Origin of the sequence: Bacillus cereus group sp. BfR-BA-01310 (genome assembly GCF_022664325.1) — a bacterium.
GTDB classification, from domain to species: domain Bacteria; phylum Bacillota; class Bacilli; order Bacillales; family Bacillaceae_G; genus Bacillus_A; species Bacillus_A paramycoides.
The window spans coordinates 192,509-219,001 of record NZ_JAKUHD010000005.1; the positions used below are offsets into that span (position 1 = coordinate 192,509).

A 26,493-nucleotide genomic window follows, 5' to 3' on the forward strand; every position below is an offset into this window, starting at 1 on the left:
ATGCAGAAATGTAATGAGAAACTTGACGTCTATTTTATAATAAAATAAGGGGGTGGACTATTGAAAGTCAGGCAAGGAAAATATGAAGAAATAAAGTTACGTGATAGAATTCCAGGAATGGTTGAATATATAGAGGAAACAATGTTTCCAACTGATTTTCACTATTATATTCCACCGCACTGGCATAGAAGTATTGAAATTAGCCTTGTAGTATTTGGAGAAATTATTTTGTGTGTGAATGGGCAAAAAAAGAAAGTATCCGCTGGCGAATTTATTTTTGTAAATAGTGGAGATGTTCACGAATTTGAAAAAGTTGAAAATACAAGTTGTGCAGTAATGATGTTAATTATTTCTTATGAATTTCTTAAAGAGGTAAATGAAGATTTTGATAAATATAGATTCAATATAAAAGAATCAGTCGTTCAGAAAACAAAACTCCAACAAATATTTTATGAATTAAAGGAGTTAGTCACAAAATCGGATGATTTAAGTTATATAAAAATTAACAGTTTGATGTATGAAATTGTTTATATTTTATTGCGTTACTGTAAAGATGTGGAGAATGTAGAAAATGATTTTCAACTTGGAAATAGACAAAAAGAGATGATTACATATATTTACGAACATTACGATGAAGAACTTAAACTGAAAGATGTAGCAAAACACTTTTTTGTAAGTGAAGAACATTTTTCTCGTATGTTCAAAAAAACCTTTGGATCAAATTTCACCTCTTTTTTAACAAGATACAGACTTTATAAAGCTTATAAGGATATTATTAGTAGTACAAATTCTATACAAGATATAGCAGTAAAACACGGATTTCCAAATGTAAAATCGTTTATTTCACAGTTTAAAGACAAATATGGATATACACCATTACAGTATAGGAAGAAAATCATATCAAAAAATGACAATAATTGAATCAAATATGAACAACAATAAAAAAACGTTCCATGTTACATTTGGTACATGGAACGTTTTTAATTTAATTATAGCAGATGAAGTAAGATTCAAAGGGGATTTATATAATCCAAATAAATGAAAGCGCTTAAAACGAGAGAGGATGAATACTGGATGACTAGAAAATATGACTTAGACCTTTTAGAAAAAATTCAAGAAAAACAAGAAACTATCAACGTACAGGGGGCAAAAGTCTTAGTAAAAAACATACCAGATTGTGATGAAAAAGGGGCTATGGATCCACGTCTTTATAAGGACACAAAGGTTCAAATGAATGTAATGAGGTTTATGCCTAAAAATATGATGAAAATGGATGCTTCTGAAAAATCAGTAAAGAATATGCGAAAACAATTTAATGGTATTAAAAGTGTTCCTATTGTCACTAAAGACATTAATATTATGCATAAAACTGTTAAAGCTGAAGATGGATTTGATATTCCGATAAGAATTTATAACAGCAGTTCTAAACGAGAGAATGCACCAATTTTATACTTTATTCATGGTGGCGGATTTATGGCAGGATCACCTGATGTGGTAGAAGAGCTTGTGAAATTGATAGTAGAGAAAACGGATATACTAGCCGTTTCTTTGGATTATCGATTAGCTCCGGAAAATCCTTTTCCAACTGGACATACAGATTGTTACACTACTTTAAAGTGGATTTATGAGAATGCTGACACATTAGGCGGTGATAAGAATAATATCTTTGTTGCTGGTGATAGTGCAGGAGGTAACTTAACACAGTATTGTACTACTAGAGACATGGAAGATGGTAGAAATCTCGTTAAGGGACAACTGCTTCTATATCCTACAATTAATATGTGTGATTATGAAGATGAATTTTACTCTTGGAGTATAGATAAATATGAAATTGCTCCTAAGTATAAAAAGGGATTAGAAAAAATGCTTAATATTATGCATTCAATGGTCGGAGGTATGTCAGAAGTACTTGGTACGCAAGAAATTAATTCTAAGTATTTAAGTCCATATGTTGATGTATCTTCAGACTATCCAAGTACATTTATTACGGTAGGAGAGCATGATTTTTTAATGATAGAATGTTTAGCGTATGCAGCTAAATTAACTAAAAAAGGAGTTGATACTGAAACAGTTCTTTATCGAGGGTTGGGGCACGCTTATGGAGATAACGTAGGTGTCTATCCTCAAAGTGAAGATTTAGCAATTGAGATGGGGAATTTTATATTAAAGCATAGTGGAAAGTAGGGGGGAGTGATGAAAAATAGAACAGTACTATTAATTTCCAGCTTCGCTATTTTACTATGTATCTTTGCATTTACAGACTTACAAATATCCAATAGTTTATATGAACCAACTAATAAGATTGCTCTTTTTTTACAGGCTATAGGAGAAATTCCAGCGATGCTTATTGCCTTATTTTCTAGTATGTATTTATTTAAAACTAGAAAAAATAAAGGTTCAAGAGGGTATTATCTATCTGGAGCTGGCTATGGAGTAATCATTCTTTTATTCGCTTTTATAGCGTCATTTATGCTAGTACACTATTTAGCCATTTCAAAAATTTTAATTCCAATTTTTATGATTTGCTCTATTGTAGTTTGTTATATGATTTCTAAATCATGGAGTAAATACGATGATGCAAGATTGAGAGACATTGCATTAATTGGATTACTAAGTGTAGTTATTGTATTAATTACATTTAATCTAATAAAATTAGGATGGGGTAGAGAACGTTATCGTCATATGATTTCTATTGGATCGTTTGAAGGATTTTCAAAATGGTTTGTACCTCAAGGAATTGCCGAGAGTGATGAGTTTATGTCGTTCCCTTCAGGCCATAGTGCCAATGCAGCGTTAATCATTTGGTTTAGCTTGTTACCAGAATATTTCGCTTCATTAAAAAGAAAAAAGATAGGTGTTTGGATTCTCATTCTTTTGTGGATGATAGTAGTGCCAATTAGTCGTATTATGGTAGGGGCTCATTTTGCTTCAGATGTTACAGTTGGAGTCGCTATTTCAGTAACTGTGTTTATGTGTTTGAAAAAAATTATTTGGAGGGATAAGAAAATTAAACGCACCAATAATCATGATATTCTTCCATATTCAGTAAAGCGATAATAAGAAAGTCATGCCTCAGGAAGGATTATTGTGAGATTATATAATAATTAATGGTTTGAGTAGTAATAAGTTGTTATTTGATGAATTAGCATACGAATATTCAATCAGATAATTAAATAAATAGTTTTAGATGGAATTTCTAATTATGAAAAAATAGAGGGAAGCGAAAGCTTCCCTCTATTAAATTTACTATTCAATTTTAGTGAATGTAAGGGGCTGAGTACTTAAAGTTGCAGGAACATGTAATTGAAGGGTCGGAAACTCACCCTTTACATTCATTTCATAAGCGAATAAAAGCCCCATCTTCATTTGGAACAAACTAATTGATGCAGAGAAGATGTCGTAATGATGGTGCTTTAGCTGAAATTCCGTATCCATAAATTGTACATGTAAGGAATTATCTTGTTGGAATACTTTTAGTATTCCATAAGCAGGGTGCTCAAAAGTTCCAGTATAAGCATCTAATGCATGGGAAGGGCTAGTTCCTTTTGTTGCTTCAGGAAGTGATTCAGTTGCCTCTTTCATCATTTCTTTCATTTTTTCACTATCTTCTACAGAACGATTATGCCAGTCGATAAATTCTAGTCCGAGAAGTTCGTCGTAAATATGCTTTGTAATATAAGTAGGAAGTAAAGTTTGTCCGGAGTTTGTAAGTACGACTATACCGATGTTTTCATTTGGTATGAATGATGCAAGTGCAGAGAATCCATCAATATTACCGCCGTGATGAATCAGTTTATAACCGCGATAAGCGCTAATAAACCAACCGAGTCCGTAGCTATTTAATGGTGATTCACTTGTTGATAACATTGGCTGATCCGGGATTGGCGTATGCGGTGTATACATTTCTTGGAGTAGTTCAGTAGAAATCAAATCATGATTTTCTGTTTTTCCTTTGTTTAAGTGAAGCAGAACCCATTTTGCCATATCTTCAATGGAAGAGTTAATACATCCAGCCGCTCCAACTGTATCGATATTTCGGAATGGAATGTCTTTCATTTCACCATTATCTTCAGCGTAAGGTAATGCGTAATCATCTGTATTTTGTGAGTCTGTAACAGAGAAGTTTGTATGCCTCATATTTAAAGGTTCTAATATATGTTCTGTAACGTATTGCTCCCATGTTTGATTCGTAATGTTTTCCACAATATAACTAATTGTTGCATACATTAAGTTGTTATATAAAAATGCAGTGCGGAACGGTGCATCAAGTGATAAATGTTTAATTTTTTCTACGATATCTTTACGAGATAAGGAAGAACTGTACCAAAGAGCATCGTGACGACTTACCCCAGTACGATGAGAAGCTAAATCTCGTCCTGTAGCTTGCGAGTTAGCGAGTATATCGGATAAAGAAAAGTTAGGTACGTAAGATTGGACAGGAGTATCCCAATTAAATTTTTTTTGCTGTGCTAATAAGCTTAATGAAAGTGTACCGAATGCTTTCGTTGCAGAACCAATTGCGAATCGTGTCTGCGGAGTAACAGCTTCTTTTTTCTCTATGTTTCGATAGCCAAAACCTTCTGAAATAATTACTTCACCATCTTTTATAACAGCTACAGCGGTACCTGGAACGTGTAAATCTTTCATCATTTTCTCAATCGTATGTTGTAACGTACTTAAAACAGGGGTTTTGATTTTAGACATGCTTCTAACCTCCAAATATAATTTTTATGTTCCGCACTATACTTTCTGTAATAGAAAAGTGAAAACCTTTTTAAATATTGAAAGTTAATAATTTTGTAAGAATTATTGAAAGTATTTTTATTAATTTAGATTATTAAATCCGATGTTTTTCATGTTATGATAAATCTCATATAAGATTGAAAGAAGGTTTTCCTACATATGAAACATGCTGAATATGAATACTTAAATTTATGCCGTCATGTAATGGAGCACGGCACTAAGAAAGAAGATCGTACGGGGACAGGTACTGTATCTGTATTTGGATATCAAATGCGTTTCGATCTAAGTGAAGGATTTCCTTTATTAACGACAAAGAGAGTCCCATTTCGCCTTGTAGCAAGTGAACTGCTTTGGTTTATGAAAGGTGATACAAACATTCGTTATTTATTACAACATAATAATAATATTTGGAATGAATGGGCGTTTAAGAGCTGGGTAGAAAGTGATGAGTATAATGGTCCAGATATGACAGATTTCGGTCTTCGCTCTCAACAAGATGAGGAATTTAAGAAGCAATACGATGAGCAAATGGAATTGTTTAAAAAGAACGTTTTAGAAGATGATGATTTTTCGAAGAAATATGGTTATTTAGGAGACGTATACGGAAAGCAGTGGCGTGCTTGGAAAACGACAGCTGGTGAGACACTTGATCAACTAAAAGATGTAATTGAAATGATTAAGAAAACACCAGATTCACGTCGTTTGATTGTATCTGCTTGGAATCCCGAAGATGTACCAAGCATGGCATTGCCACCTTGTCATACGCTATTCCAATTTTATGTAGCAGATGGAAAGCTTTCTTGTCAGTTATATCAAAGAAGCGGTGATATTTTCCTTGGAATTCCATTTAACATTGCAAGCTACTCTCTTCTAACACATTTAATTGCACATGAATGTGGTCTTGAAGTAGGAGAGTTTGTTCATACTATTGGTGATGCACATATTTATACAAATCATTTTGAACAAGTAGAAAAGCAGTTGGCACGTGAACCACGTCCGTTCCCTAAACTTACATTAAATCCAGATGTGAAATCTGTGTTTGATTTTGAAATGGATGATTTAACATTAGAAGGATATGATCCACATCCAGCAATTAAAGCACCAGTTGCAGTGTAATTGTAGAGGAGATGAAAAGATGATTGTTTCATTTATGGTGGCAATGGACGAAAATAGAGTGATTGGTAAAGATAATAAACTACCATGGCATTTGCCAAGTGAATTACAGTACGTGAAGAAAACGACGATGGGTCACCCGCTTATTATGGGAAGAAAGAACTATGAAGCGATCGGTAGACCGCTCCCAGGAAGACGTAATATTATCGTAACTCGCAATGAAGAGTATCATGTTGAAGGGTGTGAAGTTGCTCATTCTGTGGAAGAAGTGTTTGCGTTATGCAAAGATGAAGAAGAAATCTTTATTTTTGGAGGAGCGCAAATTTATGATTTATTCTTACCGTATGTGGAGAAATTGTATATTACAAAGATTCATCATGCGTTTGATGGAGATACATTCTTCCCAGAAATAGATATGACCGATTGGAAAGAAGTTTTTGTGGAGAAGGGTTTAACGGATGAAAAAAATCCATACACGTACTATTATCATATTTATGAGAAGCAACAATAAAAAAGATTGATGTGAGTATTCACATCAATCTTTTTATTTATATTACCAGATGTAACTTTATAGATGGGATTCAATAGTGCTATAATGAGAGCTAGCATGTATATAATGCTATAAATTTTTAGAAGTACGCCATGTAATAAAAGGAGGAGAATCGGTTGAGAAAAATATGGGGGATTCTTTTTCTTTGCTTAGCATTAATGCTAGTCGGATGCGGCAAAGAAGAAAAACCACAAGAAGCGTTTGATACATATGCAAAAGCGTGGAATAAACAAAAATTTGCAGATATGTACGGTCAATTATCAGAAAATGCAAAAAAGAATATCTCGAAAAAAGATTTCATAGAGAAATATGAAAAAATTTATGCAGGTATAGAAGTGAAAAACTTGAAAGTAGAAACAGGAGAAGTAAAAGAGGATAAAAAAGAGAATGGCCCTGTTCCTTTTAAAGTAAGTATGGATACAGTTGGCGGTAATGTCTCTTTTGGTTATGAAGCAAAAATGGTGAAAGAAAAAGATGGAGATAAAGAATCATGGAAAGTAGATTGGACTCCTGATTTTATTTTCCCAGGCATGACAAAAGATAGTAAAGTGCGTATGCAGACAACACAGCCAAAACGTGGTGAAGTTTACGATCGTAATGGAAAAGGTCTTGCGACGAATGGAAAAGCGTCTGAAATCGGAATGATTCCAGAAAAATTAGGAGATGCTGCTCCACAAACGAAAGAAGCAGTAGCGAAGTTGTTAAATATGTCTGTAGAAGAAATTGATCAAAAGCTAGCTGCTAAATGGGTAAAACCAAATTATCTTGTACCAATTGGGATATTGCCTGAAGGGGCAACGCAAAATGCGTACATTGATTTACCAGGTGTTTCAACAAGACCGGTAAATGTTCGTACATATCCGTTAGGAGAAGCGGCGGCGCATTTAACTGGTTATATCGGAAAAGTGAATGCGGAAGATTTAAAAACGCTTCAAAAGAAAGGGTATCAAGCAGATGATCCAGTGGGTAAAGCAGGATTAGAACAAGTATTAGAAGAAAAGTTACGTGGTAAAAAAGGTGGCCGCGTCTTCATGGAAGATGCACAAGGTAAGGAAATTAAAAATTTAGCGAAAACAGATGCTGTTGATGGAGAAAATGTAACTTTAACTATTGATAGTGCTGTTCAAGAAAAAATTTATAATGAAATGAAAGGAGAGGCTGGATCAAGTGCAGCAATTAATCCGAAGAGCGGAGAAACGATTGCACTTGTAAGTAGTCCAGCTTACGATCCTAACCTTATTGCGAGAGGGACATCGAAAGCTCAACGTGAAGCTTGGAATAATGACCCGAAAAAACCGATGACGAATCGATTTACACAATTATCAGTTCCAGGTTCTGTATTTAAGCCTATTACAGGTGCGATTGGTCTTGAAACAAAAACGATTGATCCGAAAGAAGAATTGAAAATTGAAGGATTGAACTGGACGAAAGATTCTTCTTGGGGCAATTATTATGTAACACGTGTAAAAGACGCAAATCCGATTGATTTTGATAAAGCAATGAAGTATTCGGATAATATTTATTTCGCACAAGAAGCTTTGAAAATCGGAAAAGATAAATTTATGACTGAAGCGAAGAAATTCGGATTTGATGAGAAATTGCCAATTGAGTACGGATTCCCTGCTTCTAAAATTGCAAATGATGGCATTAAAAATGATATTCAAATGGCAGATACAGGATACGGCCAAGGACAAGTCTTAATGACTCCACTTCATTTAGCCTTAACTTATGCACCAATTGTAAATGATGGAGCGATTCCGTCACCGTATCTAATTAAAACAGATAAACAACCAAAAGCTTGGAAAGAGAACGTGATTTCTAAAGGAAATCAAGATATATTGAAAACGGCTTTAACAAAAGTAATTAATGATCCAGATGGTACCGGGAAAATTGCGAAAATTGATGGTATGACTCTTGCTGGTAAAACAGGAACAGCAGAATTAAAAGTTTCAAAAGAGGCAGAAGGAAAAGAACTAGGTTGGTTCGCTGCGTTCGATTTAAATTCACCTGATATGGTCATTACAATGATGATTGAAGATGTAAAAGGTAGAGGTGGAAGTAATATTCCGGCTGAAAAAGTGAAACATGTTTTTCAAAAGTAAAATTTGATAAAAACTATCTCCATGAAATATGGAGGTAGTTTTTTATTTGGTCAGAATCTTAATATTTATATACAAAAACAATATGAAGCAATATAACTTATTAACTTACGAAAAAAAAGTTGCTATTTTTAATTGACATTAGTTAAAACTTTTTGTATTATACTTACATAAGGTAAGTTATTTACTTTAGAATTATAAATCTCAAATTAAAGACAAAATAGAAAAAGGGAGAGAATACAATGACAAAAGTACTATTTATTACAGCAAATCCAAATTCAGCAGAAGGTTCTTTCGGTATGGCAGTAGGAGAAGCTTTCATCGAAGCATATAAAAACGAACATCCACAAGACGAAGTTGTAACAATTGATTTATTCAATACAACAGTACCAGCTATTGATGCAGACGTATTTGCTGCTTGGGGTAAATTCGCAGCAGGTGAAGGATTCGAAACTTTAAGTGAAGTTCAACAACAAAAAGTTGCAGCAATGAACAATAACTTAGAAACATTTATGCATGCAGATCGTTATGTATTCGTAACTCCAATGTGGAACTTTAGCTATCCACCAGTAGTAAAAGCGTACTTAGATAACGTAGCAATCGCAGGTAAAACATTCAAATATACTGAAAATGGTCCAGTTGGCTTATTAGAAGGCAAAAAAGCGCTTCACATTCAAGCTACAGGTGGCGTGTATTCTGAAGGAGCATACGCAGCTGTAGACTTCGGTCGCAATCACTTGAAAACAGTATTAGGATTCATCGGTGTAAATGATACTGAATATATTGCAGTTGAAGGTATGAATGCAAATCCTGAAAAAGCACAAGATATTAAAGAAGCAGCGATTGCAAATGCACGTGAATTAGCAAAACGTTTCTAATATAGAAAACTTCAAAAATGTCCAAACACTTGCTGTTTGGACATTTTTTCTTCTTTTTCCTTCGTTTGTCTAGTATAATGAAGGTCGGAATGATAATAGGTGGGGGTTCTGTATGATTCAAACGTTTTTTAAAATCTTTTATTTAATTTTAATCGTAATTGCGATTACACCAAGATTGTGGCGTATTAAAAGAAAAGCAAATACGATGTCACCGCAAGAAAAAGATAGTGTTGTGTATAAAACAACAAACTGGTTTGGTAAGAAAATGGTACGTGTTGCTGGGTCGACTGTAGAAGTAAAAGGACTTGAAAATGTTCCGAAAGACAAGCCTGTACTTGTTGTAAGTAATCATCAAAGTAATATGGATATTCCTGTTTTACTAGGTTACTTAAATAAGCCAATTGGATTCGTTTCTAAAGCGGAAATTAAAAAATTTCCGGTTGTACCAACTTGGATGGAACTAATGAATTGTGTATTCATGGACCGTAGCGATCGTCGTCAATCTCTTAAAGCAATTAAAGATGGAATTGAGCTATTAAAGAACGGGCATTCTATCGTGATTTTTCCAGAGGGAACGAGAAGTAAGGGCGGCGAAATCGGTGAGTTTAAAGCAGGGAGTTTCCACCTTGCTGTAAAATCTGGCGTAGCTATCTTACCAGTAACTTTAGATGGTACATATAAGATGTTTGAGGCAAATGGAAACCGTATGAAACCAGCTCATGCGACATTAACAATTTCTAAGCCGATTACACCTGAAGAATATGCAAGTATGGATGCTAAAGAGTTAACAGAGCATACAAAAGATATAATTGCATCTCAATTACATAAGTAATAAAAAAAGTTTCAGCTTAAACAAGCTGAAACTTTTTTTATGCTGCGGGTAAGACATAAAAGAGTACGCAGAAAAACATCATTGTACTACCACCTAATACGAAGAGATGCCAAATGGCATGATTGAACGGAAGCTTTTCCCAAAGGAAGAATATAGCTCCGACAGAATATAAAATACCGCCTATTAAAAGTAGTGAGAAGCCGTGACCAGTTAAATTTTCATAAAGGGGTTTAATGGCAACGATCATGAGCCAACCCATAATGATATAACATAATGTTGATGTTTTAATAAAGCGACGAACAAAGAAAATTTTGAAGATAATGCCACCAATCGCAAGGGTCCAAATAATTGCGAGTAACGTCCAACCGAGCGGGCCACGCAGTGTAATGAGTAGAAATGGTGTATACGTGCCTGCGATTAATAAATATATGGCGGAGTGATCTAAAATGGTAAATAACTTTTCTACTTTTGGATGATGAATACTATGTAACAGTGTAGAAAATAAGTACAGCAGGAACATGCTTACGCCATAAACGGTAAAGCCAACAACAGCAGATGCTGTACCATGTTTGGAAGCGTGAATAATTAATATGATTAAGGCAGGGATGCTTAAAATGGCACCGATACCATGGGTAACTGCATTAGCAATCTCTTCTTTTACAAATTGGGTCATTCTTGTGATTTTTTGTGTCATAATGTAAATCCCTTTCCTTGTAATGAGATAAGATATATTTTTCTTAACCATATCATATACAAAAGGATTAGAAAATGATATTTGTATAATTGATTATATTTTTGAATTTTTTTGACAAAAGATAGCGGATACATTGACGTTTACAAAATTTTTTGACAAAATGAACTTATGGAATAGTAGGACAAGGAATCTACTTATGAAGGGGATGGGGAAATGTTTTCAAATATTGGCTTTCCAGGGTTAATTTTAATTTTAGTAGCAGTGTTAATTTTATTCGGCCCTAAAAAGTTACCGGAAATTGGGAAAGCTTTAGGGGAAACGTTAAAAGAATTTAAAAAATCAACAAAAGAATTGACTGATGAGGCATTTCAAGAGAAGGAAAAGAAGTAAATAAAAGAATATGATGAAATTTTCTTGGAATGGACAAATAAAGTGTGGTGAACGAGATGGAAGATCGGGAAATGAGCGTAGTAGAACATATTGTTGAGCTTCGCAAACGAGTAATATATACAGTAATATCATTCGTATTATTTTTAATTATCGGATTTACTTTTACGAAGGATATTTATTTTTGGCTTGTAAAAGATTTACCAATGAAATTAACTGTTCTCGGTCCAAGTGATGTGTTATGGATTTTTTTCTCGATTGCTACAGTAGTTGCTATCGTTTGTACAATTCCTTTTGCAGCGATACAAATTTGGTTATTTGTAAAACCAGGTTTACATCCAAATGAACAAAAAATGACATTAATGTATATACCGGTATTGTCTATATTATTTATAGCAGGCCTATCTTTCGGTTATTTTATCGTCATGCCATTTCTATTTCATTTTTTAACGACAATTGGTAATGAAATGTTTAATACGATGTTTACTACAGAAAAGTATTTTCATTTTGTACTTAATTTAACAGTTCCGTTTGCTGTTATATTTGAATTACCTGTAGTTGTTATGTTTTTAACGAGCATAGGTCTTCTAACGGCAGAATTTCTTCAAAAAATAAGAAGATATGCTTATGTAGTGTTGATTATAATTGCATCGTGTATATCGCCGCCTGATTTTTTATCACATAGTTTAGTAGCGGTACCGCTTATTTGTATTTATGAAATTAGTATCGCTTTATCAAAGATTGTTAGTAAGCGAAAACAGAAAAAAGAAGAAGAAATACAGTCGAAAAGTGCCTCGTTATAAAGGCACTTTTTTATTTATCCCGATTGGTGTGGGCTGAAAATCAGTAGGGTATGGACAAAACCCCCATTGATTAAAGTTTCACTTTATTTGTTATACTCTAGCTATAATCGTATACAATATATAGAAGAAAAAAATTATAGAATCTCCAAAATTTAGACAAACTTTTCACTTTTATAAGTTTATACTGGAGTTATCTAGCTATTTACGGATAATAAGACTCCCGTCTCAAGGGATATATAGGACAGGGTCCGGATTAGGTGGAGATGAATGGAGCCTAAAGCTTCTAACCGTAGGGACTACGGGGTTCGCCTATAGATACTTTAGTATTCGTAGGAAACCTTCACTTTAAATAACGTGTCAAGGCGAAAAGTGGAGGAAGTTCAAAAATCCAACGAAAAAGAGGATTGATATTGTGATTACGAAAAGTTTTTATTTCACTCATTCAACAGGGAATTGTATTAAAATATTTGAAATCCCTGTCCTACAAGCACAACATCCATTAGCGTTTCTAATTCAGTCTCGTCTTCAGTTATTTATTGCGAAAATTCAAAAACATAAAAACCCAAGATTTTCGTACTCTTTCCGTGAATATTTACAAAGTTGTTTGAAGTGGAATGATTATTCAAATGTATATAAAACAAATACTCTTGAAAAGAATGCATAATACACAGCAGGGACAGAGTTAGGTAAGCTCTGTCTTTTTTTATTTTAGGTATAAAAATATAATTAATTTGGTGAAAATTGTTCGAAATTGTTGAAAGCAATGGGAATGCTAGTATAATAACAAGGAGAGCGTATTGGAAAGGGAAGAAGTATAATATGCAAAAAATTAAAATTGTAACAGATTCAACTGCAGATTTATCTCAAGAAGTGATTAAGAAGTATGATATTCATGTTTTACCATTATCTATTTCTGTAAATGGACAAACATACTTAGATCGCGTTGATTTACAACCAGATGAATTTATTGAGGAAATGGCGAAATCAGAAGAATTACCAAAAACATCACAACCAGCTATGGGTACATTTGTAGAAATGTATGAAAAGTTGGGAGAAGATGGAAGTGAAGTACTTTCCATCCATATGACAGGTGGAATGAGTGGTACTGTTTCAACAGCAAATAGTGCTGCATCAATGACAGATACTAAAGTAACAGTCGTTGATTCTCAGTTCATTAGCCATGCGTTAGCATATCAAGTAATTGAAGCTGCAAAAATGGCAAAAGAAGAGCGCTCGTTAGAAGATATTTTAAAACGTATTGATGAAGTGAGGAAGAATACTCGTTTATATGTAGTCGTAGATACATTAGAGAATTTAGTGAAAGGTGGACGTATCGGTAAAGGGAAAGCGTTTATCGGTTCTTTACTGAACATCAAACCGATTGCAAACCTTGAAGGTGGAGCATACAATCCAGTGACAAAAGTTCGTAGTCAAGGGCAAGTTGTTAAAACTTTAGCTAAATTATTTGAGCAAGATACTGCTGGGAAAGTTGTAAAAGCTGTTGCAATTCCACATGCAAAAGCACTTCCTTTAGCAGAAAGTGTAAAATCAACTGTTGAAAAAGTAAATGGATTCACTCAATCAGAGATTTTTTATACAACACCAGTCATTAGTACTCATACAGGACCAGGAGCAATTGGTTTTATGTATTTAGCAGAATAATAAAAAAAGCTACTTGAAATATATTTTCAAGTAGCTTTTTTATGTGTATATGAAATAAGAAATGAGAAGGGCAATACAGGCGCTTCCGCTAATGATATAGCGAGTCTGTAAATAATTTTTCATAGAAAACACCCTTTTCGATTTTCTATAGTATATGATAAATTATTCGAAAAAGTAGTTTTGTTATACATGAGAGGTTTCAGTAATTTTTTCTGGCTCTTTCTCTAGTATAGTAGGGCTATAAGTGAAAGTTTGGCCCAAAAAAAGAACATGTAGTTGTTCCCACGGTAGCATTCGTAAATTCCAGTTATTGCGAAGTCGTGTTACAGCCTCCCTTGGAGTTTCATCTGCTAGCGCAAAAGTACCGTAATGCATTGGAATAAAATGCGTAGCGTTTATATCTAAATAGGCTTGCACAGCTTCTTCCGGTGAAACATGGGATACTTTCATAAACCATTCTGGTTCATAGGCACCAATTGGCATGAGTGCAATATCAATTGAAAAACGTTTGCCGATTTCTTTAAAACCTTTGAAATAACCGCTATCACCGCAAAAATAAATGGTTTCTGAAGTAATCTTATTATCGATAATCCATCCTCCCCAGTGAGAGGTATTCATATCAAATAAGGATCTTCTCGTCCAGTGCTGGGCAGGTACGAAGTGAAAAGCGACTTCATCAATTGTTATACTGTCCCACCAGCTGTATTCTTTTACATTGGTGAATTTTTTACGAGTAAATAATTTTTTTAATCCAATTGGCACAAGGTATAAAACATCATTATTCAGTTGACGAAGAGATGAAAAGTCTAAATGGTCATAATGGCCGTGTGAAATAAGAACAATATCAATTTTAGGTAGTTCATCTAAAGCGAGACCTGGCTGTGTAAGTCTTGGAACTAGCTTTAATTTATTTGCCCATACTGGATCTGTTAAAATGTTTAAGCCGTTCATTTGAATTAGAAAAGTAGAGTGACCGATCCATGTGACAGTCGTTTTTTTAAAGTTATTTTGCAGAAATTTACTTTGTTTAACAGGTGATTGTTCTACTAGAAAAGAAAAATCTTTTTTGTTTTGTTTTCTCTCTTTACGCCAGCGTAAGAAGGAGTGAATTGATTTTTTTGTACTCACATTATCCATATTTTCATAGCGCTTTGCCATGAACATCACCTCTTTTAAAATCGTTGTAGTTGTATTGTACCGAAATGTTGTAAAGGGAAACAGTGTGTAAAATGGATTAATGTTTAAGGAATTGTAAAAAAATTGATAATTACCTTTACAAAATTTAACCCGATTGGTGAGGGCTAATAATCAGCGGAGGATGAAAAACCCCCACTGATTAAAGTTTCACTTTAAAATGGATTCTTGTTTGTAAATAAAGTATAGAGAAATAATAGTAGTTAACAATAGAACTTTTGTCTAGTAATTCGCTTAATAATAAGAAGTAACATACGTAAAATCGTACGATTTCGTGAACAAATGAAGTAAACAATTTTCTCATAGTGTTTACTTAGGTTATGATATACATAACCTACATAAATTAAGGGAAGAGAAAAGAGGTTTAATAATGAAGCGTTATCAAAAGTTAATTGGTCTTATGGTTGTTTTTTGTCTTTTTGTACTAGCTGGATGCAGTGGCTCAGGATCGAAACTCCGTAAACCATTAAACTGGGATTTAGAAACTTTCCAATTCACAAACCAAGAAGGAAAGCAGTTTGGTACAAAAGATTTAAAAGGAAAAGTATGGGTTGCAGATTTCATGTTTACAAACTGTCAAACAGTTTGCCCACCAATGACTGCTAATATGGCGAAATTACAGAAGATGGCGAAGGAAGAGAAGTTAGACGTTCAGTTTGTATCGTTTAGCGTAGATCCTGACCTAGATAAACCGGAAAATTTGAAAGCATTCATTCAAAAGTTCACAGAAGATACAAGTAACTGGAACTTATTAACAGGATATTCTTTGGAGGATATTACAAAATTTTCAAAAGATAATTTCCAATCGCTTGTAGATAAACCAGAGAATGGGCAAGTTATTCATGGAACATCATTTTTCTTAGTCGATCAAAATGGAAAAGTAATGAAAAAATATAGTGGTATTAGTAATACGCCATACGAAGATATTATACGTGATATGAAGCGATTAGTGGATTAAAAAGAAGGGTGCTTAGCACCCTTCTTTTTTGTCTTTTAGTCTATGGATAATATATCATGTTGTTGCGGAAGTTTTGGTGCACGAATTTCTAACACACCGTTTTGATAAGAAGCTTTCGCTGTTTTTTTATTAATTAAATATGGTAACTTAATAATTCTTGACGCTTCTGAACTGGAACGTTCTCGGCGATAATAGTTATGAGATGTTTGTTCTTCTGTCTCTTCAAGTATATCTTCTTTCACAGAGACTTTTAAGTATTCGCTTTGTATTTCAATTTGAATTTGTTCTTTTTGAATACCTGGTAGTTCGGCTGTAACGACGAGTTCGTCACCAACTTCGTATAAATCTACAGGGAATGTTAATAAACGGTTTCCTTTTTGGAAAAAATGATTTAAATCAGCAATTACATTACGAAGAGGTGTTTGTTCGAAAAAATCATCAATTTGCTTTAAATAATTACGAACAGGTGGGCGAGAAGAATCTTTTTTTTCTTCACTCATGGTATTACCTCCTAGAAATCAATTTGCAATATCATATGACAAAAGCGGAGAAAGGTGTGTGCCTAGTTTTCATGTTTTCATAAAAAATTGTTAAAAATGTGAAATGGAGTGATTTTTTTATAGTTTTTGGTCGCCATATTCAGTTGATTATGCTAGTATAAATAAGGTTGATATAGTAGTATAGAGACAGAATGAAAACCGAAAGAGGGTAAGAAGTATGTGTGGTTTTGTAGGATGTTTATGTGAAAACCCTAGAGGGTTTTCAGAAACAGAAAAACATCAATTTGAAAATATGAACACGATGATTTTCCACCGTGGTCCAGATGACGAAGGATATTTTCGTGATGAACATGTACAATTTGGCTTCCGCCGTTTAAGTATCATTGACTTAGAGGCAGGACATCAGCCACTAACTTATGAAAATGATCGATATGTAATTATTTTTAATGGTGAAATTTATAACTATGTAGAATTACGTGAAATGTTACTTGAAAAAGGTGCAACTTTTGCAACACAATCTGATACAGAGGTTATCATTGCATTGTATGCACATATGAAAGAAAAATGTGTAGACTACCTTCGTGGTATGTTTGCATTTATGATTTGGGATCGTGAAGAAAAGAAACTTTTCGGTGCACGTGACCACTTTGGTATTAAACCTTTATACATCGCACAACAAGGTGATACTACATTCTTCGCATCTGAGAAGAAAAGTATTATGCATGTAATGGAAGATAAAGGGGTAAACCCAACTTCATTACAACATTACTTTACGTACCAATATGGTCCAGAGCCAGAAACATTAACAATTGATGTTAATAAAATTGAGCCTGGTCATTACTTCGTAAAAGAAATCGGAAAAGAGATGGAAATTCATCGCTACTGGAAACCTTATTTCAATGCTTCAAGTGCAACGAAAGAGGAGCATATCCAAGCGATTCGTGATGTATTATATGATTCTGTAAAAGTGCATATGCGTAGTGATGTACCAGTAGGTTCTTTCTTATCTGGTGGTATCGATTCATCGATTATTGCTTCTATCGCAAGAGAAATGAATCCAAATCTTTTAACGTTCTCTGTTGGCTTTGAGCAACGCGGTTTCAGTGAAGTTGATGTTGCGAAAGAAACTGCTGAGAAATTAGGAGTTAAAAACCATAACGTATTCATTTCAGCGCAAGAATTTATGGATGAGTTCCCAAAAATTATTTGGCATATGGATGATCCTTTAGCGGATCCAGCAGCTGTACCATTGTATTTCGTTGCTAAAGAAGCGCGTAAACATGTAACGGTTGTACTTTCGGGTGAAGGTGCGGACGAGCTGTTTGGCGGCTATAACATTTATCGCGAGCCAAACTCTTTAAAAATGTTCTCTTACATTCCTAGCCCAGGAAAGAGCGTTCTAAAGGCACTAAGTGGTGCCCTTAAAGAAGGATTTAAAGGGAAAAGCTTCTTAGAGCGTGGATGTACGTCAATTGAAGAGCGTTACTATGGAAATGCGAAAATCTTCCGTGAAGAAGAGAAAGCTGAATTAATGAAGTATTACGATGAAAGTGTTAACTATATGGATATCACGAAACCATTGTATAACGAAATTAAAGATTATGATGATGTAAGTAAAATGCAGTACATTGACATGTTCACATGGTTACGCGGCGATATTTTATTAAAAGCGGATAAAATGACGATGGCAAATTCATTAGAACTTCGTGTACCGTTCTTAGATAAAGAAGTATTTGATGTTGCATCTAAAATTCCGACAGAATTTAAAATTGCAAACGGAACAACGAAAGCTATTTTACGTGAAGCGGCACGTGGAATTGTTCCAGATCACGTATTAGATCGTAAAAAGCTTGGATTCCCAGTACCAATTCGTCACTGGTTAAAAGATGAAATGCACGATTGGGCTGTAAATATTATTAACGAAAGCAAAACTGAGCATTTAATCGACAAACAGTATGTATTAAACTTACTGGAAGCACATTGTGCAGATAAAGGCGATTATAGCCGTAAAATTTGGACTGTACTTGCGTTTATGGTATGGCATCAAATTTATGTTGAGCATAAATACGATACGAATAAATTCCATGAAGAAACAAAACGTGCGTATAGCTTAGTTTAATTAGAAAAACCTTAAGATCGCATTTGGTCTTAAGGTTTTTTTCATAAATAGCACTTTTAATTGATACAATAATAGTAAAAGGATGTACAACATATGATTACGTTTGAGAAAGTAAATATAGAAAATGAAAGCGTTGTTAAAGAAATGTTTCGCTCGCACAGTTTAAGTGTGGAAAAGGTTCAGTACTGTGTAAAAGTTGATGATACATATATCGGTGTAATAGATTATAGTGTCCAAGAAGAGAGTGCTATTTTATCTCAGCTAATTATCCATTTTGATTATCAAGGTTATGGATATGGAACGAATACGTATTTTACATTTGAAGAAATGATGAAACATAGAAATGTGAAAGAGATAAAAGTATTACAAGAGAAATTAACAGAACGAGCTAAGTCTTTCATAGAGGGATCTGGTTTTATTGAGGAAAATGGAGTATATATAAAGCAAATGTAACGAATATTTATTACGTGATGAAATGAATAAAAGGCAGGTGAACGTATGACAATGACTTCTGGGCTTGTATTAGTTGGAGGGTGTTTTATAGTAGCGGAACTATGCCAGATGTTTATTCGAAAAAGAATGTATAAGAAGAGAAGACCGTATGAATTACAATTTATCCCCGTGTTTTTAATTTTGTTTTGTATGCTATTTGTATTACAAAACATAACTCATTTTCCACCTCTTTTGAACATCTTTTTGAAGTTTGGTTTGCTATATAGCGGCGTTGGGATAGTTCTTTTATTTATTTTATTTTGCATACGTTACATCCACTATCAATCGTACATATTCATTTTAAATTGGTTAAAGCAAAGCGATAAAAACCGCCTTACATAAGGCGGTTTTTATTTGTATTTGTAACGGAACTTGTACAAGTAACATAAAATAGGACGAGTAGAAATATAAGCTTATTACATTAAAGAAAGGAACGAAAAAGTTATATGAAGCTGGTTATAGATGCAGGGCACGGTGGATATGATTCGGGGGCTGTTGGTAATGGTTTAGTGGAAAAAGAGTTAACACTTCAAATTGCTAGACGTGTTCGAGATATTTTAACTGCAAATTACCCAATTACTATTAAAATGACACGTGATAGTGATGTGTTTATCTCTTTATCAGAACGTGCTAATATTGCTAATTCCTATGGCGCAGACTATTTTATCTCATTTCATATTAATAGTGGTGGTGGCACTGGTTTTGAAAGTTATATACACAATGCGTTATCTAATAGTAGTTCGGCATATGCCAAGCAACAAAAAATTCATGCGGCAGTTAATCCTGTATTAACAAAATACGGCCTTCGTGATCGAGGAGCCAAAAAAGTAAATTATGCAGTACTTAGAGAGACTGCAATGGATGCAGTATTAACAGAAACTGCTTTTATTGATACAACGTTTGATGCGAATTTATTGAAAAATCCACAATTTATTGAAGATCTAAGTCAAGCATATGCAAACGGAATAGCAGCTGCTTTGGGAGTAGCTCCAAATCCGAATCCTCCAAATCCACAACCCCAAACCCACAGCCGACACCACAAACGAAGGGGATTGCTTATATCCTTGGGAAAAATGTAAATTTAAGAAGTGGTTCATCAACGTCTTCTTCAGTTATTCGTCAACTAAATTCGCCAGAATCTTATGTCGTATATTAGGAAAGTAACGGATGGTTAGATTTAGGGAATGGACAATGGGTGTATAATGACCCATCATATATTAAATATAATCAATATTGAAAGTGAAATTGAGTAATCATCCATCTTATTAGTGAGATGATAAGATGGAGGGTTTTGTATGTAGTATGGTCCGGAATAACAATTCCTTTTTTATTTAATTAAATACAGAAAATTCCTTCTTTTGATTGCGTATAAGTTGTACAATAAAACCAATCATGGAATAAAGGAGTGGGAATGAATGAAAGCTACTCATAAAGATTGGATTTTGTTTAACGGGAGAATTGTAAATACGAAGGAAGAACAGCCAATGGTTGCGTTAGAAGAGCGAGGGCTCCAATTTGGTGATGGGATATATGAGGTATTCAGGCTATACGATGGGAAGCCTCATTTATTAGACTTACATTTGGAACGCTTTTTTAAATCTATGAAGGAAATTAAAATTGTTCCACCTTTTACAAAGGAAGAGCTAGTCGAGGAACTTCATCAAATGATTGAAAAAAATCAATTTCAAGAGGATGGGAATGTGTACCTTCAAATATCACGAGGGGCTCAAGTACGAAATCATGTGTATGAACAAGATCTACAACCGACATATTTTGCGAATATCGTTTCGTTTCCAAGACCAATTGCTACAATGGAAACAGGAATAAAAGTAACGGTGGAAGAGGATATACGGTGGAAGTTTTGTCATATAAAATCTTTAAACCTTCTTCCTAATATTATGATTAAAAATAAAATAAACGAGCAAGGGTATCAAGAAGCGATATTAGTACGTGATGGAATTGTAACAGAAGGGTGTCATTCGAATTTCTTTATGGTGAAAAATAATAAGTTGATTACACATCCGGCTGATAATTTCATTCTACATGGTATTACTCGTTACTATGTTATTACATTAGCGAAAGTTTTACATATTGAAGTAGAAGAGCGTGAATTCTCATTACAAGAAGTATACGAGGCTGACGAATGCTTCTTTACAGCGACACCTCTTGAGATATTCCCGGTTGTTCAAATTGGTGATGAGCAGTTTGGAAGTGGAGAGAGAGGTAATATTACAAAAAAATTACAAGCAGCTTATGAAGAAAGCATTGTCTCTTTTAAAGTAACAAATTAAGTATTAGGAAAAGAAGCTGGTATTCTTCCAGCTTTTTTTCATGATATAATTCAAGTGTAGGACAAGTTTTGAAAACGCTGTAAAAGGGGATTTAATATATGAATTATGAAGATTTTAAGGAAGTAATTCACGGAAGACGTAGTGTTAGAAAGTTTACAGAACAAGAAGTAGCTATTAGTGATATAAAAGAAATTATTGATTGTGCTAGATATGCACCAAGTGATACTAACTCGCAGACGTGGGAGTTCTTGGTCATCATGAATCGAGATAAAATTAAAGAGATTGAACAAATGACATGGGATTCGTTACATAAACTTGCGGCAAAAGCGACAGAAAGTGGAGAAGAAAAAGCAGGTAAATTATTAACACGTTCATTTGGACCTTATGCAACTGCCTTTTCTGAAGCGCCAGTATTAATCGTATGCTTGGCAACACCATACGAGTCAAAGTTTCGTGAAAAGATATTTGATCCAATTGCTTTCGTTCCTGATTCAGTGTGGGAAGAGGAAGGGATTAAGAGTAGCTGTCTAGCAGCACAAAATTTAATGTTGGCTGCACATGCGAGGGGACTTGGTACTTGTCCAATGACAGGACCTGTATTATTAGCTCAAGATGGACTGCGACAATATTTACAAATTGAGCCTGAAAAACAAATTAATATGGTAATTTCACTTGGTTATCCGAAAGATAAGCCGAAGAAACTTTCGCGAAAAGAAGTAGATGCGATTACAACATTTATTTTTTAAATGCTACGTAGAAAAGACATTGAAAGAACAATGTCTTTTTATTTTGAACGGATATTTTTCTGGTGAATTGGGCTAAAATGATGGATAAGATGGAATTTCTATTTATTTCTTAAAAAAAAATAATGTTCTTAAAATGAAAGTATGGTACAGTAATCGTGAGCAAGCTAATATTTGTTCATGAAAGTGTTAAAAACTTTTTTTAAAATCAAGAAGTTATTTTTGTATAATAAATTATAACGAAATAACAGGGGGGATGAATTTTGAAGAAATTCATAATCGCTGGATTGTCTGTATTGTTATTAGTAGGCTGTGGTGCTCCAAAGGAAAAAGAGGATGCACAGTCAAATCAGGAAGAACAAGTTGTAAATGCAAGTGATGAGAATATGGTCGTATTTCCAGAAGGCGCAATTCCAGTTGGAGAAGGAAAAGTAAAAGTAATTACACCAGATGGTACTTCTGAAAATGGCAATATACCAACTGTATTCATAAAAAAGGATACTTTAATTCAGCAAGTTGAATTAGAACTTTCTAATTTTCAAAATGATAAAGAAACATTTGTATTTGTAGATCAAATGTTTGCAGATAAACATCAAGTTACTAGTACAACACAGACAACAGTACAATTAAAAGAAAAGATGCTTGAGACAGGTAGTCATACGATTACCGCAGTTCAGTTTGAAAACAATGACCCGAAAGGAAAAGTCATTAGCTTTAATCAAGCGACGTTTGAAACGAAGCCTGCGTCTTAATATGGATAAAAAGTACATTACTTAAAGTGGTAGTGTACTTTTTAGTTTATAACGATTCCCGGTAAATTATTGAAGTATACTCGTGTATTACGTCGTAGAGAATAATCGGCTTCTCTTCCCAGTACGAATGATAGTAAAATATTATTTGCTATAACTGCATGGGAAGAGGGAAGTAATGTGAAGATATTAATTTGAATCATTTTACTTTGTATCCCTGTATCAATAGCCTGGTTTATTATACAAGAACTTGTTCAGGTAATGTTGAAGACCTACTAATGGGAAATACATGTTTTATAATTGTTTTTATTTTTTATGAGAAATTAGGATTGAAATAAATTCCCATAAGAAAGATGTAGGATTTTAGTTAAAAATGTCGAATGAAATATATAATGTCGTAATAACATATTTTCTATTGTTTATTGTGAAACAAAAGAAGGGGAGATATCAGTAATGAAGCGAGCGCTTGTAAACATTGATTATACATATGATTTCGTAGCTGAAAAAGGTGCTTTAACTTGTGGAAAACCAGGTCAAGAAATTGAACGAGAACTTGTTAATATAACGAAGCAATTCATCGAAAATGGAGATTACGTAGTATTTGCAATCGATAAACATGAAGAAAATGATGTATATCATCCTGAAGCGAAATTGTTTCCACCACATAATATAAAGGATACAAATGGAAGAGGCTTATTTGGTGAAATACAAGATATATATGAAAAATATAAAACCGCAGAGAATGTATACTATATGGACAAAACACGTTACAGTGCTTTTGCAGGAACGGATTTAGAGATGAAGCTAAGAGAAAGAGGAATAGAGGAAGTACATCTTGTAGGTGTATGTACAGACATTTGCGTTCTTCATACAGCAGTAGATGCTTATAATAAAGGGTTCCAAATTGTTGTTTATGAAAAGGCAGTAGCATCATTTAATGAACAAGGACATGCATTTGCACTTGGACATTTTAAGTCTTGTTTAAATGCAGAAGTGAAGTAAAAAAGAGGCCTGTAAAAAGGTCTCTTTTTGACGTTTAAATAGAGACGACTTGTTGCTGAATTAGTTTCTTTATGAACGGACTAATGTTTTCTGGTAGTTGGTTTAAATCAAAAGTTTGATAAGTGGCGTTTTAAAATAAAGTCGTAATGTTTATAAAAAATTCCACTGTTATCTCCTTTAAGGGGATTAAAAAGGGTATATTTATAGTAAAAAGGAAAAGGACATCTGAAATTGAAAGATTGATTAAGGAACCGTGAATTAAAGTGGCATATTATTGAAGATAAACTGGGAATGAAAATCAAAATCAAAATACATAAGCTAAGAAAGTGATATTTAAAATCAGGATAACAGATGTTCCTAGAAAAAATTTGAGATGATTAAAAAGAATTAACAATAAATCAGCTCTGTATGAAATTTTCATTTTTAAGGAAGTGGACGGATGAGTTTATTAACTTTTACTGAGGAATTTTTTAATTATGTAAGGGAGTTTTTGCTTTTAAGATTTATATTATTTGCTTTGATTCTTATGATTTTTTCTTTTGTCATAAACCGTATTATTGATTGGTTTTTTAGGAAGTCAAGCTTTTTGGATGAAGAAGTAGAACAGACGATTCAAAGTGTAATTCGATCAATTGTTAGATATGGAATTGTAGTCAGCCTTATTATTTATCTAATTAGTCAATTTGTAGATATAAAAGGTATTCTTGCGGGTGCAGGGATTGCCGGAGTTGTCATCGGTTTTGCTGCACAACAGATGCTAAAAGATGTTATATTAGGGTTCGCAAGATTAACGGACAAAGAGTTTCGCGTCGGCGATTTTGTTACTTTTAACGGAACAAGTTCAGGAACTATTGAGGAAATCAGTATTCGCTTTATGCAAATTCGTGAATGGTCAGGAAAACTTCTTACCATCCCACATGGAGAGATTAGAACGATACAAAATTTTAATAAAGGCTGGATGCGGGTTATTGAACGGATTACGGTAAGTTATCAGGAAGATCCTACAAGAATAAAGGAATTGTTAGAAGAAGTATGTGTTAACTGCAATGAAAAATTGGGACAAAGCCTACATAGAGTAGGGAATGAGGCTGTTGAACCATTTAAATATATTGGTGTTACAGACTTAAATCCAAACCTTAAATATGTTGGGTACGAATTTTGTATTATAGGTTTGATTAAACCTGAAGATTACTTTGAAACTTCCAGGCAAGTAAGGTTTGAACTAATGTCTTTATTCCATAAGAATCAAGTGCAAATGCCAGCAGCGAACATGTACGTTCATACCGAAAAATTACAGGGAATCCATGGGAATCAGCTTCACCAGACTGGTAAAGAAAACTAGTTGGTTGGAGATCCTAGGTCAATTCATGAAGCGTGATTAGAAATTAAGGGTACAATTCGGGTTTTTAGGCCGATAGATTTCGATGAGCTTTAGGGGGCATAATACCTCCCGAAAAATTGACCTCAGCACTTGGGCACAATTCTGCAACAAGAATTGTGCTCTTTTGTTATTTGTAGAATTTAGAAATTTCTTAATGTTATAATGGTAGTTGGTGATGAGAATGAACTTTGACGAAAAAGATATGCAACGTTTAGAAGCATTAAAAAAAATTGCTGAATTACTAAATGAAGCAACAAATTTGCAGGAAATGTTAGAAAAAGTTTTACATACATTATTACAAGTTATGAATTTACAAACAGGGTGGATATTTTTTATTGATGAAAAAGGGACACATCGTATGCTTGTAGACCAAAACTTACCGCCAGCTCTTACGTGGCAAGAAAAAAAGCCGATGTGTGAAGGTGACTGTTGGTGCGTAGAACGTTTTGTGAATAGGAGATTGGAAAAAGCGACAAATATTATTGAATGTAAACGTATTGAAGATGCGATTGAATGTAATTGGGGTGAGACAGAAGACATTACACACCACGCGACAATTCCTTTACGTTCTGGATCAGAGAAATTCGGTCTATTAAATGTGGCCTCGCCTCATAAAACACATTTTTCAGAGGAAGAATTAGCGTTATTAGAATCGATCGCATTTCAAATTGGAACAACGATACAACGTATTCAGTTAGTTGAGAAAGAACGAAAATATGTAGTTGTAGCTGAAAGAAATCGGCTTGCACGTGACCTACATGACTCAGTTAAACAATTGCTATTTTCTATTATGCTAACAGCTAAAGGCACTCTTAATATGACGAAAGATGGAGAGCTTCAGGAGATGTTGAGTTATATTGGAGAATTATCGCAAGAAGCATTACAAGAGATGACGTTATTAATTTGGCAATTACGTCCTGAAGGGTTAGAAAAAGGTTTAGTAGAAGCGATTCAAAATTATGGAAAGCTATTAGGAATTCAAGTGGAAGTTCGAATTGATGGGATGGTTTCAATTGGAGATGAAATAGAAGAAGTTTTATGGCGTATTAGTCAAGAAGCGCTACATAATTGTAAAAAACATGCTTCATGTGAAAAAATATGTGTTCATTTAAAAGTAGAAAATAATAATTTATATTTTTACATAGAAGATGATGGAATCGGATTTGTGCAGGAACAAGTAAGAGAGTCAGCACTTGGCTTGAAAAATATGAGGGAACGCATTCAGTTAATGAGAGGATCATTTCGAATAAAAACAGAGCCGGAAAAGGGGACGAAAATAGAAATTCAATTACCGGTTTGAAAG

At 33.9% G+C, this 26,493-nt stretch carries 26 protein-coding genes and 2 pseudogenes; 23 read left to right on the forward strand and 5 right to left on the reverse strand.

What is annotated here, in order from left to right; translation table 11 throughout:
• The first annotated feature begins 60 nt into the window (after nt 1–60).
• The 3 genes from MR109_RS13500 to MR109_RS13510 all read left to right on the forward strand — a co-directional run bounded on the left by MR109_RS13500 (nt 61) and on the right by MR109_RS13510 (nt 3,057).
• On the forward strand, nt 61–921 hold the full coding sequence (locus tag MR109_RS13500; RefSeq protein ID WP_242272385.1) for an AraC family transcriptional regulator: 861 nt from the start codon (nt 61–63) through the stop codon (nt 919–921).
• A 153-nt stretch (nt 922–1,074) separates the two neighbouring features.
• Nucleotides 1,075–2,184, forward strand: a complete 1,110-nt coding sequence (locus tag MR109_RS13505; protein WP_242272386.1) for an alpha/beta hydrolase — start codon at nt 1,075–1,077, stop codon at nt 2,182–2,184.
• A gap of 9 nt (nt 2,185–2,193) precedes the next feature.
• Complete coding sequence (locus MR109_RS13510) at nt 2,194–3,057, forward strand: phosphatase PAP2 family protein (RefSeq protein WP_242272387.1); 864 nt, start codon at nt 2,194–2,196, stop codon at nt 3,055–3,057.
• A gap of 189 nt (nt 3,058–3,246) precedes the next feature.
• Here MR109_RS13510 and MR109_RS13515 read toward each other — a convergent pair whose 3' ends face one another.
• Nucleotides 3,247–4,704 carry a serine hydrolase gene (locus MR109_RS13515; RefSeq protein WP_242272389.1) on the reverse strand — a complete coding sequence of 486 codons (1,458 nt, stop codon included), beginning with the start codon at nt 4,702–4,704 and terminating at the stop codon, nt 3,247–3,249.
• Nucleotides 4,705–4,902: 198 nt separating this feature from the next.
• On the opposite strand from MR109_RS13515, the gene MR109_RS13520 reads away from it, so the two are divergent.
• From MR109_RS13520 to MR109_RS13540, 5 genes are all read left to right on the forward strand, one after another.
• Complete coding sequence (locus MR109_RS13520) at nt 4,903–5,859, forward strand: thymidylate synthase (RefSeq protein WP_002171762.1); 957 nt, start codon at nt 4,903–4,905, stop codon at nt 5,857–5,859.
• A gap of 19 nt (nt 5,860–5,878) precedes the next feature.
• On the forward strand, nt 5,879–6,367 hold the full coding sequence (locus MR109_RS13525; RefSeq protein ID WP_048372387.1) for a dihydrofolate reductase: 489 nt from the start codon (nt 5,879–5,881) through the stop codon (nt 6,365–6,367).
• Between the two features lie 155 nt (nt 6,368–6,522).
• Nucleotides 6,523–8,508, forward strand: coding sequence for a penicillin-binding protein 3 (gene pbpC, locus MR109_RS13530; protein WP_242272393.1), 1,986 nt, complete (start codon nt 6,523–6,525; stop codon nt 8,506–8,508).
• Between the two features lie 239 nt (nt 8,509–8,747).
• Nucleotides 8,748–9,383 (forward strand): FMN-dependent NADH-azoreductase, encoded by a 636-nt coding sequence (locus MR109_RS13535; protein ID WP_242272395.1) that lies wholly within the window; start codon nt 8,748–8,750, stop codon nt 9,381–9,383.
• A gap of 112 nt (nt 9,384–9,495) precedes the next feature.
• Complete coding sequence (locus MR109_RS13540) at nt 9,496–10,215, forward strand: lysophospholipid acyltransferase family protein (RefSeq protein ID WP_048372380.1); 720 nt, start codon at nt 9,496–9,498, stop codon at nt 10,213–10,215.
• Between the two features lie 37 nt (nt 10,216–10,252).
• Here the strand turns inward: MR109_RS13540 and trhA are convergent, their stop codons facing one another.
• Nucleotides 10,253–10,909: a PAQR family membrane homeostasis protein TrhA gene (gene trhA / locus MR109_RS13545; protein WP_002171767.1), complete on the reverse strand. Its 657-nt coding sequence runs from the start codon at nt 10,907–10,909 to the stop codon at nt 10,253–10,255.
• 213 nt (nt 10,910–11,122) lie between these two features.
• Between trhA and MR109_RS13550 the strand changes: the two genes are divergently transcribed.
• The 4 genes from MR109_RS13550 to MR109_RS13565 all read left to right on the forward strand — a co-directional run bounded on the left by MR109_RS13550 (nt 11,123) and on the right by MR109_RS13565 (nt 13,761).
• Nucleotides 11,123–11,299 carry a twin-arginine translocase TatA/TatE family subunit gene (locus tag MR109_RS13550; protein ID WP_002141629.1) on the forward strand — a complete coding sequence of 59 codons (177 nt, stop codon included), beginning with the start codon at nt 11,123–11,125 and terminating at the stop codon, nt 11,297–11,299.
• A gap of 56 nt (nt 11,300–11,355) precedes the next feature.
• On the forward strand, nt 11,356–12,099 hold the full coding sequence (gene tatC / locus MR109_RS13555) for a twin-arginine translocase subunit TatC (protein WP_033718922.1): 744 nt from the start codon (nt 11,356–11,358) through the stop codon (nt 12,097–12,099).
• A 412-nt stretch (nt 12,100–12,511) separates the two neighbouring features.
• Complete coding sequence (locus MR109_RS13560; RefSeq protein WP_002171769.1) at nt 12,512–12,763, forward strand: DUF2535 family protein; 252 nt, start codon at nt 12,512–12,514, stop codon at nt 12,761–12,763.
• Nucleotides 12,764–12,918: 155 nt separating this feature from the next.
• Complete coding sequence (locus tag MR109_RS13565) at nt 12,919–13,761, forward strand: DegV family protein (protein ID WP_048372377.1); 843 nt, start codon at nt 12,919–12,921, stop codon at nt 13,759–13,761.
• Nucleotides 13,762–13,944: 183 nt separating this feature from the next.
• Here the strand turns inward: MR109_RS13565 and MR109_RS13570 are convergent, their stop codons facing one another.
• Nucleotides 13,945–14,919 (reverse strand): MBL fold metallo-hydrolase, encoded by a 975-nt coding sequence (locus MR109_RS13570; protein ID WP_098306874.1) that lies wholly within the window; start codon nt 14,917–14,919, stop codon nt 13,945–13,947.
• 406 nt (nt 14,920–15,325) lie between these two features.
• Here MR109_RS13570 and MR109_RS13575 point away from each other — a divergent pair, with 406 nt between their 5' ends.
• Nucleotides 15,326–15,913, forward strand: a complete 588-nt coding sequence (locus MR109_RS13575) for an SCO family protein (RefSeq protein WP_098306872.1) — start codon at nt 15,326–15,328, stop codon at nt 15,911–15,913.
• 35 nt (nt 15,914–15,948) lie between these two features.
• Here the strand turns inward: MR109_RS13575 and MR109_RS13580 are convergent, their stop codons facing one another.
• The gene (locus MR109_RS13580) at nt 15,949–16,413 is read right to left on the reverse strand and encodes an Hsp20/alpha crystallin family protein (protein WP_002171773.1); all 465 of its coding nucleotides are present in this window, start codon (nt 16,411–16,413) and stop codon (nt 15,949–15,951) included.
• Nucleotides 16,414–16,630: 217 nt separating this feature from the next.
• On the opposite strand from MR109_RS13580, the gene asnB reads away from it, so the two are divergent.
• The 8 genes and pseudogenes from asnB to MR109_RS13620 all read left to right on the forward strand — a co-directional run bounded on the left by asnB (nt 16,631) and on the right by MR109_RS13620 (nt 23,809).
• Entirely contained in the window at nt 16,631–18,532 is a 1,902-nt protein-coding gene (gene asnB, locus MR109_RS13585) for an asparagine synthase (glutamine-hydrolyzing) (RefSeq protein ID WP_242272398.1), read from the forward strand.
• Between the two features lie 93 nt (nt 18,533–18,625).
• Nucleotides 18,626–18,985 (forward strand): GNAT family N-acetyltransferase, encoded by a 360-nt coding sequence (locus MR109_RS13590; protein WP_048372370.1) that lies wholly within the window; start codon nt 18,626–18,628, stop codon nt 18,983–18,985.
• 45 nt (nt 18,986–19,030) lie between these two features.
• Nucleotides 19,031–19,366: a hypothetical protein gene (locus MR109_RS13595; RefSeq protein ID WP_082182996.1), complete on the forward strand. Its 336-nt coding sequence runs from the start codon at nt 19,031–19,033 to the stop codon at nt 19,364–19,366.
• A gap of 104 nt (nt 19,367–19,470) precedes the next feature.
• Nucleotides 19,471–20,249, forward strand: a pseudogene (locus MR109_RS13600) (N-acetylmuramoyl-L-alanine amidase); the annotation flags it as partial.
• Nucleotides 20,250–20,439: 190 nt separating this feature from the next.
• Nucleotides 20,440–21,315: a D-amino-acid transaminase gene (gene dat, locus MR109_RS13605; RefSeq protein ID WP_071719948.1), complete on the forward strand. Its 876-nt coding sequence runs from the start codon at nt 20,440–20,442 to the stop codon at nt 21,313–21,315.
• Nucleotides 21,316–21,413: 98 nt separating this feature from the next.
• Nucleotides 21,414–22,061 (forward strand): nitroreductase family protein, encoded by a 648-nt coding sequence (locus MR109_RS13610; RefSeq protein ID WP_242272399.1) that lies wholly within the window; start codon nt 21,414–21,416, stop codon nt 22,059–22,061.
• 260 nt (nt 22,062–22,321) lie between these two features.
• Nucleotides 22,322–22,810: a putative periplasmic lipoprotein gene (locus MR109_RS13615; RefSeq protein ID WP_002171780.1), complete on the forward strand. Its 489-nt coding sequence runs from the start codon at nt 22,322–22,324 to the stop codon at nt 22,808–22,810.
• A gap of 450 nt (nt 22,811–23,260) precedes the next feature.
• Nucleotides 23,261–23,809, forward strand: coding sequence for a cysteine hydrolase family protein (locus MR109_RS13620; protein WP_242272402.1), 549 nt, complete (start codon nt 23,261–23,263; stop codon nt 23,807–23,809).
• A gap of 34 nt (nt 23,810–23,843) precedes the next feature.
• Here MR109_RS13620 and MR109_RS30210 read toward each other — a convergent pair.
• Nucleotides 23,844–23,927 (reverse strand): annotated as a pseudogene (locus MR109_RS30210) (NUDIX hydrolase); the annotation flags it as partial.
• A 321-nt stretch (nt 23,928–24,248) separates the two neighbouring features.
• Here MR109_RS30210 and MR109_RS13625 point away from each other — a divergent pair.
• A complete protein-coding gene (locus MR109_RS13625; protein ID WP_071719945.1) occupies nt 24,249–25,151 on the forward strand; it encodes a mechanosensitive ion channel family protein in 903 nt (300 codons plus the stop codon).
• A gap of 220 nt (nt 25,152–25,371) precedes the next feature.
• Complete coding sequence (locus MR109_RS13630; protein WP_472926441.1) at nt 25,372–26,490, forward strand: GAF domain-containing sensor histidine kinase; 1,119 nt, start codon at nt 25,372–25,374, stop codon at nt 26,488–26,490.
• Nucleotides 26,491–26,493 lie beyond the last annotated feature (3 nt).